The organism is Allorhizocola rhizosphaerae, assembly GCF_003426775.1.
GTDB classification, from domain to species: Bacteria; Actinomycetota; Actinomycetes; order Mycobacteriales; family Micromonosporaceae; genus Allorhizocola; species Allorhizocola rhizosphaerae.
This window is the reverse complement of the sequence record NZ_QJUG01000079.1, coordinates 25,653-35,339: the sequence shown is the minus strand read 5'-3', so window position 1 is coordinate 35,339 and position 9,687 is coordinate 25,653. Positions and strand designations below refer to the sequence as shown.

Here is a 9,687-nt window from a genome sequence, read left to right as displayed (position 1 = left end):
CGGGCGATCACCCACTATCGTCCCTCGGTACCAGCTCAACGAACGGGGGAACAGTGAGCGTAGAGCGCTGGAGTTGGATCGGCATCGCGGCGCTGGGCGTGGTGCTCGCCGTTGTCGCATGGTTCGCCTATCCCGGCCCGCAGCCGGCCGAACAACCCCGGGCTCGTGAATATCGCGACTACGACGTCTGCCTGCTCACTGGGGATCAAGGGATGGCCGAGCCGGAGACCAAGCAAGTGTGGGACGGCCTGCAGCAGGTGTCCCTGCAGACGAAGGTTCGCGTGTCATTCCTGGAGGTGTCGGGTGAGCAGACCGAGGCCCGCGCGGCCCAGTTCGTTGCCACCCAGGTCCAGCAGCGCTGCGGCATCATCGTCGCCGTCGGCCGGCACCAGGTGGCCGCCGCAACCGCCGCGGCGGCCCGCTATCCCGACGTCCGCTTCGTGGCCATCAACGGCACGGCCGCCGGCCCGAACCTGTTCAACGTCTCCGCGGGCGACAGCGCGCCGCGAGTAGCCTCGCTTGTTCCCGCACGCTGACCGGTCACTTTGACCGGTCGCGCCGACTGTCGTGTGCCCGACACACGGCACGGAAGAACCGCACGTCAACGGCCTGCGGCGAAGATACCGTGGCTCGACCACCTTCTCGCGAGCCCGTGAGCTGCGAGTTTTGGTCGCGCAAAAATCGACGCGGGCCACCCAGCGCGCAGCATGCGTTCCACCAGGCAATTTGACACGTTCTCGGGCCGCGTGGGATGGTTTTCCACGCAGGTAGAATCTGCAACAGTCGATCTTGGCTCCGATCACGCGATCGGGGCCTTTTTTGTTGCCCACCGAGCGAAGGCCTCCAGTGACCGCTGGAGGCCTTCGTCGTTTCCCGGAAAGGGATGCCGCCATGCTCGCCGAACACCCCGACCCGACCCTCGTCGTGCTGGCCGTCACCAGCACGGTCATGTGGGTCAGCACCATTGTCGCGCTCGCGACCATGGTCGTGTCCATATCCCGGCTCGCGCTGACGAGGGCCCGCCGCCAGGACGTCCCCGCCATCGTCGCCGGACTCGGGCGGATCCTCGGCGCGCTTGCCGGATGGCTCCCGTCACGCGGGCGCGGCACGCCTACGCTGCACGATGAAGACCAGTCATCGGGAGTCGGCGAGCAATGAACCTGCGGATCGATGTTGACCCCACAGCGGGTCGTGTCATCAGCCACGACGCGGGCCGACGGCTCGACCAGGGGCTGGGGTCGCTCACGGACCTGGACCTCAACGTGCTCTTTGAGTCCTCCAACGGGATGACCGTCCGGCGGATCTCGCGCAAGCATCGCGTCCCCGAGGCGATCGTCAGGCACATCGTGTCGTCACAGGATTTCCGCTCGGCCGTCGCCTTCGCGGGCATCGCGTCTGGCGACTCCGACATCTACTCGCCCCTGGTGCGGCGGCTCGACGAGCTTGCCGCCCCCCGCTGCGGTTCGTGCCATCAGGTGCTGCGCAAGGCGCTCGAACCGCACCGGCGCGGCCGCCCGCCGCGCTATTGCGACGCACGATGCCGGGCCGCGGGCGCGAAGAGCCCTGCCCCGCCGCGATGGCAGACCGGCTACATCGGCACGTGCCACAACTACCTGCACGGTTGCAGGTGCCCGGGAAAGGAAACGACCACGGCCGAGGACGGCATGGTCCTCGTGACGCCGGGATTGCACGTGCTGGTGCTGGGCCGCAGCGTTGGGTCCATCGGCTTCCTGACCACAGCGGTGCCCGCGATCCCCATCATTGCCGGTGGAATGACGCATTACGATCGGGGGGAATTGGCCCGTGCCGCGGGTGTGCCGATCGAATCGGTTCCCGCCAGGGAATTCGCGTGGCACACCGCGATTCGCCTGCTGGCCGGGGCGCTCCAACGCGACTCCGGCTGCCGCAGGGTGGCGATCCTCGTGCCGGACAGCACGAGCAGGATGATCGCCAGGAGCTTCGACTTTCGCGTGGCGACCAGGCTGGATCGGCTGGACAAGACGGAGGCCAACATGGTGTGGGATCTCGTGAAGCACCCGCCTCCGCCGACGCACGTGGTGGCATGACGTCAAGCCCACGTGGAAAGGGCGTGCGGGTCGCGGTCTGGCCCGCTCGGACTGTCGCCATGAACGGTTAGCCGCCGAATTTTACCGCCGCCGCGCATCGGGGCCGCCCCTACGGGAAACGACCGAGGTCAAGCTGGACGCGGGCACCTAACGTGGAATGCATGACATCGAACCGACCGCGCCTCGTCCGCCCTCGCGACAACCGTTGGATCGCCGGAGTCTGCTCAGGCCTGGCCCGCCGGTTCGGCATGCCGCCTGGGCTGATGCGTTTGATTTTCGTCCTGTCCTGCCTGCTGCCGGGCCCGCAGATCCTGATCTACCTGGCTCTGTGGATCATGATCCCCAATGAGGACCGGCACGTCGTGACCGTGCACTAGCCGTTGCGCAGGCGCCGCAGCATCCGGGCGTCGGAGAAGCCGACCGCCCGGGCTGCGGCCTCGACCGTCGAGCCGTGGCCGATCATGTGCTCGGCCCGTTCCACCCGCAGCAGCTGTTGATAGCGCAGTGGGCTCATGCCGATCGCGCTGTCGAACTGGCGGGTCAGGGTTCGCTCGCTCACATCGAACCGCGCGGCCAGCCCGGCCAGCGGGAGCCGGTCGGTGAAGCGGGCGTCGATGAAGTCCTGCGCCCGGTGCACAGCGTCGTTGAGGTGCGAGCGGTGCCGCAGCAACGCGCTGGCCTGCTGCTCGTCACCGTTGCGCCGCACATAGACCACCATCTCGCGCGCGACCCGCGCCGCCATGCCGGGCCCGTGCCGCACCGCGATCAGGTGCAGCGCGAGGTCGATGCCGCTGGCGATGCCCGCGGACGTGATGACCCGGTCGTCGATGACGTAGAGCACGTCCCGCACGACGGTCGCCCGCGGATAGCGTCGCGCCAGGTGTTCCTGCAGGTCGTGGTGTGTCGTGCAGCGCCTGCCGTCCAGCAGGCCCGCCTGCCCGAGCGCGTCGGCGCCCGCGCAGACGCTCACGACCGTGCCGCCGCGGGCGTGGTGCTCGGCGAGGTGCGTGGTCATGGCCGGGTCAAGTGCCTCATTGGTGAGGGGCGAGCGCCAGCCCGGTACCACCAGGATGTCGGCAACCGGCCAGTCGGTCGAGGCCTTGACCGCAATCCCCTGCGCGGTCGGCACTTCGGCCTGCGCAGCCGCATACGACAGGGTGTAGGGCAGGCCGAAGTCGATCGCGGTGGAGAACACCTGGGCCGGACCGGCGAGGTCGAGCAGGTGCAGCCGCGGGATGAGCAGGAAGACTATCCGGGTCATGAATCCAGGTAGGCGATGGTGGCGAACCGCCCGGCGAGGGCGTACTCGGTGCGCTCCATGATGTCCTTTGTGGACAGCGGGCGGTCCACGGCCGGATCTCGGTGCGGGATCGGGAAAGTGGCGGTCGCGTCGATGACGAACGTCACGTCGTAGCCGAGGTCCGACGCGACCCGGGTGGTGGTCTCGCAGCACTGCTCGGTCTGGATGCCGCACACCCACAGCTCCCGGATGCCGCGCGAGGTCAGCAGCTGCTGCAGGTTGGTCGTGGTGAAGGCGTTGACCGACGTCTTGGTGATGACGGGCTCGTCGTCCAGCGTCTTCAACCCGGGCATGAGCCGGACGTATCCGGACACCGGGTCGAACGGGCCGCCGGTGCCCGGCTCGGTGTGCAGGACCCACACCACGAGGTCTCCGGACGCGCGGAACCACTCGACGAGCCGGTTGGTCCGCTCCACGATGTCAGGGGTGGAAACAGCGGCCCAGCTGGGTCGCTGCCGGAACGACTCCTGGACGTCAATTACGATCAGCGCTCTGCTCATGCCGTCGAGCATGCCGCGGCACGGCCCGGAGGGTAAGGCACGATCGAGCCTTATACCGGAACGATCCGGTCAAGCAGTGTGGTAATCCAGACCTGCGCCTGGTCGACCCAGGCCAGCGGCGCGCCGCCGAACCAGCCGTACCACGCCACATAAAGGCCCGCGAAGACCATGAGCCCACCCGCGACCCGGTTGATCGCCCCGGCCGACCGGCGCAGCCAGCCGATCACGGTCTTCTGCGCGAGCGCGACCGCGATCGCCACGGTCCCGACGACCAGGGCCATCCCTGCCGCGTAGGCCACGAACAGCAGCACGCCGTCGGGGCTGCTGAAGCTCGTCGCGACCACGGCCAGGAACGGGCCGACCGTGCAGCCCAGCGACGCCAGCGCGAACGACAGCCCGAAGACGTACATCGAGCCGAACCGCCGGGTCAGCTCGGGCGCCTGCGACAGCTTCGGCACCGGGGACGGCAGCGACCGTCCAGCCAGCAGCCACGCCCCGAGCCCGACCAGCACGAGTCCAATCCCGACGGTCAACTGGGGCAGGCGCTGGCCGAGCCAGTCCGCGGCCGGCGCGGCCAGCAGGCCGAACGCGCCGAACACGGTCATGAAACCGAGCGTCATCGCGGCCGTGAGCGCCAGCGCGCGCCGGATCCGGCCGCGCTGCTCGTTCATCACGAGCAGCGACACGTACGCGGGCAGCATGGCGAACCCGCACGGGTTGACGGCCGCGAGCACGCCCGCGGCGAGCGCGAGCGCCACCTATGCCCCGATCTTCTCGCGCAACTGGGAAACGCTCAGCGGGCCGCGATGCAGTTCGCGACCGGTGCCGTCCACGATGACGTAGTAGTGCTGGGTGGTCACCTTGAGCCGCTTCCACACGTCGCCCTTGTCGTCGGCCAGCTGCGGGAACGAGTCGAGTTTGTAGGTGGACACGAAGTTTTTCATCGCCGCGTCGCCGCTGCCGAGCCCGGCCACGCCGACCACGTTGACCTTGCCGGTCGTCGCGGCCGCGACATCGCGCACGGCCGCCGCGTCGCCCTTGCACTTCGAGCACCAGGCGGCCCAGAACCAGAACACGGTGGGCTTGCCCGCGAGCGTGGCCCCGTCGAACTCGCGTCCGTCGACCGTCTTCGCCTTGAAGGCGAGTATTTCCGGCACGCTGACCGAGGCAGAAGGAGCGGCCGAGGGCGATGCCGACGGAGACGCCGACGGAGACGCCGGCGGAGACGTGGACGAAGGCGGTTGTGCGACCGGGGCGGGAGCCGCGGCACAGCCCGCGATAAGCAGGACGGCGGCGAGAGCAAACCTCATGCCCCACAAATTAGGCCACGACATCTATGGACAACCCTTACAGGCTGCTTAACATGTGCCAATGCCCCTGCCTTTGCGGCGCCGGCCCGTCGACATCGGATTCATCGCGTTCTTCGCGGTGAACTTCGTGTTCGTCACCTACATCATCGACCTGGAGGCCCTGGTCCGGCCGGCCACCGTGTGGCCGCCTGCGCCGGCCGTGGAGCTCATCCACTGGTACGGAACGAGGTTCGATCCCCTGCTCATGGCCAACCCGCCGTTCTGGAAGGCCACCATGTGGATCGATGTGCTGTTCTTCGGGCCGTTCTACCTTTTCGCGATCTACGCGTTCGCCAAGGGCCGCAACTGGATCCGGGTCCCGGCTCTGGTCTGGGCGGGCACCATGCTGGCCAACGTGACCATCATCCTGTTCGAGGAGCGGTGGGGAGTGCACGCCACCCCCCATTTTGGACCCGTCGTGCTGTTCAACCTGCCGTGGCTGCTCTTGCCGCTGGCGGTGATCTGGCGCATGCGCAAGGAGCCGTTCCCCCATGACGTTTAAGGATCGTTACGGCCCGTGGGCGCTGATCGCGGGCGCCAGTGAGGGCATCGGCGCGGCATTCGCCCGCGAGCTGTCCGCGCGCGGCCTGGGCGTGGTCCTGGTCGCGCGCAGGCAAGGGCCTTTGGCCTCCCTGGCGGCCGAGCTGGCCGGGCCGTCGCGGGTCGTCGTGGCCGATCTCTCTGCTTCATCCGGTACCGAAAAGGTCTTCGCCGAAATGGCCGACTTGGAAATCGGGCTGGTGGTCGCGAACGCCGCGCTGTCCCCGATCGGTCCATTCACGACGGCCGACCCGGGCGCACTGCAGCAGGCCATGGACCTCAACTGCCGGGCGCCGGTCGTGCTCGCGCGCCATCTGCTGCCCGGCATGGTGCAGCGCAAGCGCGGCGGGCTCATCGTCATGTCGTCGCTGGCCGGGCAGCAGGGCTCGCCGGGCATCGCCGTCTACGCGGGCACGAAGGCGTTCGACGGGGTGTTCGCCGAGAGCCTGTGGGCCGAGATGCGCCCGCACGGGGTGGACGTGCTCGCCTGCGTGGCGGGCGCGGTCGCCACACCGGGCCTGGAGCGCAACTCGAAGGGACGCGCACCCGGCACGGTCACGCCGGACGTCGTGGTGTCGGCCGCGCTCAAAGCGTTGGGCCGCAAGCCGCGGGTCGTGCCCGGCGCGGTGTCGAGCTTCTCGGCGGTGCTGATGTCGCGGCTGTTGCCGCGCGGCACGGCGATCCGGATCATCGAGCGGGCGTCACGCGGGGTCCTCGATTAACAGCCGGGCATAATTGGCCATCGACCGCTGGTAGCGCGGAAGATGCTTGGCCAGCGCGCCGATCACGAGCGAGACGGCCTCGCGCTCCCGGCCCAGGTCGGTGAGCGCGAGCGCCAGCGTGCACTTCACGGCGTCGTCGAGTTCGTCAGAGCCGTTGTCCATCTCGGCCCGTAGCAGGCGCACGCTCTCCTCGGGCCGGCCGATGTTGCGCAGCGAGCTCGACATCTGGATGACCGCCCGCCTGCGCCGGATGCCGGTCAGGCCCGCTTCCAAGGCGCGCTGGTACAGCGGCACTGCCTTGTCGGAGTGCCCGGTGGAGTCGAACGCGCACGCCCGCTCGAAGTCGGCCAACGCCTGCGACGGCGCCTCGGCCGCCAAGTCGTCGATCAGCGCGCGGAAGTCGGCCTCCTCGTAGGCGTCGAACGAAGCCCACGCCTGTGCGACCTGCCGCTCCCACTGCGCGCTCCTGTTTTCGATCATCGCGATAGCCTCTCACACATGACTGATGGCCGCGATCGTCTCGCCTCGGCCCCCCGCCGTGACCGCCCGGCCGATGGGTCCGCGCGGCCCCCGCTCGCGATCGCCAGGCCGAGGGTGACCCCGCACGCCGTACACGACCGGGAGCGGCTGGCGCAGCTGCTCCAGCGCGACCCGCACCTGCACGCCTATTCGCTTGGCGACCTGGACGACTTCTTCTGGCCCTACACGACCTGGTACGAACGCGACGAACAGGTGATCCTGGTCTATCACGGCGGCGGCTTCCCCACGGTGCTGGCCTTCGACCGCGACACGGCCGCGCTGAAGGACTTCATCGAGAGCACGCTTTTCCTTCTGCCACAACGATTTTACGCGCACATCTCGACGGGTGCGTCGCCGTGGCCCGGCGGCGAGGCACACCTGAAGATGGCGCTGACCCGGCCGGCGGACACGCCCGCGCTCGGTGAGCCGCTGACCCGGGCAGATCTGGACGAGCTCACCGCGCTTTACGAGGCCGCCTATCCGGGCAACTGGTTCGACCCGCGGATGCTCGACACGGGGCAGTACATGGGCGTGCGACGCGACGGGCGCCTGATCGCGGTCGCCGGGGTGCACGTGTGGTCGCCCGTCTATCGCGTCTGCGCCCTGGGCAACGTGACCACCCATCCCGATTTTCGCGGCATGGGCTTTGGCAGGGCCGTGGTGGCCGCGCTGTGCCACCGTCTACACGCGACGGTCGACCACATCACGCTCAACGTGAAGGCCGACAACCACTCCGCCATCGCGGTATATCGCTCGCTTGGCTTCACCGAGGTGGGACACTACGACGAGATGTGGGTGCGGCTCAGCGGATCCTGATCCGGTCGAGCTCGCGGGCGATCACGATCTCGCCGCCGAAGTGACGCGCGGCCTCGTCGCCGAACACGCTCGAATCCGGGTACCGCTGGGAGAAGTGCGTCAGCACGAGCTTGCGCACGCCGGCCTCGGCCGCGATCCGGGCGGCCTGCGCGGCGGTGAGATGCCCGGCGATCGCGGCCAGCTCGGCCTCGGACTCGAGAAACGTGGACTCGATGACCAGCAGGTCGGCGTCTGCCGCGAGCTCGATGGCCGCGTCGCACACGCCCGTGTCCATGACGAACGCGAACACCTGCCCCCGTTTGGGCACGCTCACCGCGTCCAGCAGCGGGCCGCCGGCGCGCTGCAGCTGCCCGATGGCCGGGCCGGAAATGCGGTGCGCCGCAAGCAGTTCCGGCACCATGCGCCGCCCGTCGGGCTCGCGCAGGCGGTAGCCGTAGGTCTCCACCGGGTGGGCCAGGCGGTGGGCCGTCCAGTGCGTCATGGCTGCGGGCGTCTCGCCTCGGCCCTCCGTCGGCCCCTGTCGGCTGCCATGTCCCGTGGCCTCCACTCGCGCCCGCCGGACCGTGTGCCCCCAGCTCTGGGAGCCTGCGAGCGGGTGCTCCCGCAGCCGTACACGATCATGGAAAATACTGGCGTTTCGGAGGCGTTCCAGATAATCGTTTCCGCTGGCGGGATAATGTACGGATACCTCGTGCTCCACCCCGTCCAGGGACAACCGCTGGACGATACCGGGCAGGCCCAGACAGTGATCGCCGTGAAAGTGTGTGATGCAGATGCGGGTGATGGCGCTCGCCGGCACGCCGGCCAGCAGCAGCTGCCGCTGCGCGCCCTCGCCGGGGTCGAACAGGATGCCCTCGTCGTCCCAGCGCAGCAGGCACCCGTGATGGGCCCGGTCGCGCGTCGGCACCTGGCTCGCCGTCCCCAGCACGATCAACTCACGCACACCCGCAGCCTATGGGCTGTGCTGATGCTGGCGCTCATGCTTACGGCTTGTTCGACGCCCGCGCCGGACCCTTGGTTGGCGATGTGGGAGGCCGAGGTGGTCGCGACCTACCCGCACGACCGGGCCGCATTCACCCAGGGGCTGGAATACCACGACGGCGTGCTGTACGAGAGCTCTGGAGGGTTCGGCGAGTCGTGGATCGGCACGTCCAGATTGGACGACCCGGCTCCCATCAAGCGGGTCCGCAACCCCGACGAGCACTTCGCCGAGGGCATGACCGTGGTCGGCGACCGCGTCTGGCAGATCACCTGGCGCAACAACGTGGCCGTGCTGCGCGACCGCGCCACCCTCGCGCCGATCCGGGAGGAGCGCTACGACGGCGAGGGCTGGGGCCTGTGCTCGTCGGGCAACCGGTTGGTGATGAGCAACGGCACGGCCTCGCTGACGTTGCGCGATCCGTTGTCGTTCAAGGAAATCGGCACGCTGCAGGTGACCCGCTCCGGCGCACCGGTCGAAAACCTCAACGAGCTGGAGTGCGTGGGCTCGACGGTGTGGGCCAACGTGTGGCAGACCGACGAGCTCGTGCGCATCGACCTGGCGACCGGCAACGTCACCGGAGTCCTGCACGTCGGGATGCTGCCGGGTCTCGTCCCCGCCGACTTCGAAGGTGGGCGCCTCAACGGCGTGGCGGCCCTGCCGGGTACCGAAGATCTGCTTATCACGGGGAAGAACTGGCCGCACCTGTACCGGATCCGGCTGAAATTGAAGGCCAATTGACGGCTGCCTGCCTGGCCGGCACAGCACCCGAAAGTCATCGTGAAACCTCCGGCCCTGGGCAGCTTGGACGCCTCGGCCGCCGGCTGGGTCTTCAATCACAACAACGGCACCGGCACGGCCGAGTTCGCTCTCCGGCACACCGTCGGAGGGGCCCG

The 9,687-nt window shown here is 68.9% G+C and carries 13 protein-coding genes and 1 pseudogene; 8 read left to right on the top strand and 6 right to left on the bottom strand.

The annotated features are described in order from the left end of the window. The 4 genes from DM816_RS18685 to DM816_RS18670 all read left to right on the top strand — a co-directional run. Positions 1-536 (top strand): BMP family ABC transporter substrate-binding protein (locus tag DM816_RS18685; RefSeq protein WP_211588759.1); only part of this gene is annotated, 536 nt, incomplete at its 5' end. A 355-nt stretch (positions 537-891) separates the two neighbouring features. After that, a complete protein-coding gene (locus DM816_RS18680) occupies positions 892-1,158 on the top strand; it encodes a hypothetical protein (RefSeq protein ID WP_117211528.1) in 267 nt (88 codons plus the stop codon). After that, positions 1,155-2,066 carry a hypothetical protein gene (locus DM816_RS18675; RefSeq protein WP_117211527.1) on the top strand — a complete coding sequence of 304 codons (912 nt, stop codon included), beginning with the start codon at positions 1,155-1,157 and terminating at the stop codon, positions 2,064-2,066. The genes DM816_RS18680 and DM816_RS18675 overlap by 4 nt, the downstream gene beginning before the upstream one ends. A 161-nt stretch (positions 2,067-2,227) precedes the next feature. Further along, entirely contained in the window at positions 2,228-2,443 is a 216-nt protein-coding gene (locus DM816_RS18670) for a PspC domain-containing protein (protein ID WP_117211526.1), read from the top strand. On the opposite strand, the gene DM816_RS18665 is transcribed toward DM816_RS18670, so the two are convergent. The 4 genes and pseudogenes from DM816_RS18665 to DM816_RS18650 all read right to left on the bottom strand — a co-directional run bounded on the left by DM816_RS18665 (position 2,440) and on the right by DM816_RS18650 (position 5,023). Further along, the gene (locus tag DM816_RS18665; RefSeq protein WP_117211525.1) at positions 2,440-3,327 is read right to left on the bottom strand and encodes a GlxA family transcriptional regulator; all 888 of its coding nucleotides are present in this window, start codon (positions 3,325-3,327) and stop codon (positions 2,440-2,442) included. The two genes, DM816_RS18670 and DM816_RS18665, sit on opposite strands and share 4 nt — an antisense overlap. After that, entirely contained in the window at positions 3,324-3,866 is a 543-nt protein-coding gene (locus DM816_RS18660) for a cysteine hydrolase family protein (protein ID WP_117211535.1), read from the bottom strand. The genes DM816_RS18665 and DM816_RS18660 overlap by 4 nt, the downstream gene beginning before the upstream one ends. Positions 3,867-3,994: 128 nt before the next feature. Further along, a pseudogene (locus DM816_RS18655) lies at positions 3,995-4,624 on the bottom strand (cytochrome c biogenesis CcdA family protein); the annotation flags it as partial. Next, entirely contained in the window at positions 4,625-5,023 is a 399-nt protein-coding gene (locus DM816_RS18650) for a redoxin domain-containing protein (RefSeq protein WP_211588758.1), read from the bottom strand. It abuts the pseudogene before it with no gap. A 214-nt stretch (positions 5,024-5,237) separates the two neighbouring features. Here DM816_RS18650 and DM816_RS18645 point away from each other — a divergent pair, with 214 nt between their 5' ends. Together DM816_RS18645 and DM816_RS18640 are read left to right on the top strand one after the other, a co-directional pair. Continuing rightward, positions 5,238-5,717 carry an EXPERA domain-containing protein gene (locus tag DM816_RS18645; RefSeq protein WP_117211523.1) on the top strand — a complete coding sequence of 160 codons (480 nt, stop codon included), beginning with the start codon at positions 5,238-5,240 and terminating at the stop codon, positions 5,715-5,717. Beyond that, positions 5,707-6,477 (top strand): SDR family NAD(P)-dependent oxidoreductase, encoded by a 771-nt coding sequence (locus tag DM816_RS18640; RefSeq protein ID WP_117211522.1) that lies wholly within the window; start codon positions 5,707-5,709, stop codon positions 6,475-6,477. The genes DM816_RS18645 and DM816_RS18640 overlap by 11 nt, the downstream gene beginning before the upstream one ends. Here the strand turns inward: DM816_RS18640 and DM816_RS18635 are convergent. Next, positions 6,457-6,957, bottom strand: a complete 501-nt coding sequence (locus tag DM816_RS18635; RefSeq protein ID WP_117211521.1) for a tetratricopeptide repeat protein — start codon at positions 6,955-6,957, stop codon at positions 6,457-6,459. The genes DM816_RS18640 and DM816_RS18635 overlap by 21 nt on opposite strands. A gap of 18 nt (positions 6,958-6,975) precedes the next feature. Between DM816_RS18635 and DM816_RS18630 the strand changes: the two genes are divergently transcribed. After that, complete coding sequence (locus tag DM816_RS18630) at positions 6,976-7,812, top strand: GNAT family N-acetyltransferase (protein ID WP_117211520.1); 837 nt, start codon at positions 6,976-6,978, stop codon at positions 7,810-7,812. Here the strand turns inward: DM816_RS18630 and DM816_RS18625 are convergent. Beyond that, positions 7,799-8,755, bottom strand: coding sequence for a ribonuclease Z (locus DM816_RS18625; protein ID WP_117211519.1), 957 nt, complete (start codon positions 8,753-8,755; stop codon positions 7,799-7,801). The two genes, DM816_RS18630 and DM816_RS18625, sit on opposite strands and share 14 nt — an antisense overlap. Before the next feature lie 24 nt (positions 8,756-8,779). Between DM816_RS18625 and DM816_RS18620 the strand changes: the two genes are divergently transcribed. Further along, positions 8,780-9,532 carry a glutaminyl-peptide cyclotransferase gene (locus DM816_RS18620; protein ID WP_162907602.1) on the top strand — a complete coding sequence of 251 codons (753 nt, stop codon included), beginning with the start codon at positions 8,780-8,782 and terminating at the stop codon, positions 9,530-9,532. Positions 9,533-9,687 lie beyond the last annotated feature (155 nt).

What these genes read in the sequence shown, in the direction of transcription:
- DM816_RS18680 (WP_117211528.1), top strand. Translation starts at nt 892, where the DNA reads ATGCTCGCCGAACACCCCGACCCGACCCTCGTCGTGCTGGCCGTCACC.
- DM816_RS18675 (WP_117211527.1), top strand. Translation starts at nt 1,155, where the DNA reads ATGAACCTGCGGATCGATGTTGACCCCACAGCGGGTCGTGTCATCAGC.
- DM816_RS18670 (WP_117211526.1), top strand. Translation starts at nt 2,228, where the DNA reads ATGACATCGAACCGACCGCGCCTCGTCCGCCCTCGCGACAACCGTTGG.
- DM816_RS18665 (WP_117211525.1), bottom strand. Translation starts at nt 3,327, where the DNA reads ATGACCCGGATAGTCTTCCTGCTCATCCCGCGGCTGCACCTGCTCGAC.
- DM816_RS18660 (WP_117211535.1), bottom strand. Translation starts at nt 3,866, where the DNA reads ATGAGCAGAGCGCTGATCGTAATTGACGTCCAGGAGTCGTTCCGGCAG.
- DM816_RS18645 (WP_117211523.1), top strand. Translation starts at nt 5,238, where the DNA reads ATGCCCCTGCCTTTGCGGCGCCGGCCCGTCGACATCGGATTCATCGCG.
- DM816_RS18640 (WP_117211522.1), top strand. Translation starts at nt 5,707, where the DNA reads ATGACGTTTAAGGATCGTTACGGCCCGTGGGCGCTGATCGCGGGCGCC.
- DM816_RS18635 (WP_117211521.1), bottom strand. Translation starts at nt 6,957, where the DNA reads ATGATCGAAAACAGGAGCGCGCAGTGGGAGCGGCAGGTCGCACAGGCG.
- DM816_RS18630 (WP_117211520.1), top strand. Translation starts at nt 6,976, where the DNA reads ATGACTGATGGCCGCGATCGTCTCGCCTCGGCCCCCCGCCGTGACCGC.
- DM816_RS18620 (WP_162907602.1), top strand. Translation starts at nt 8,780, where the DNA reads ATGCTGGCGCTCATGCTTACGGCTTGTTCGACGCCCGCGCCGGACCCT.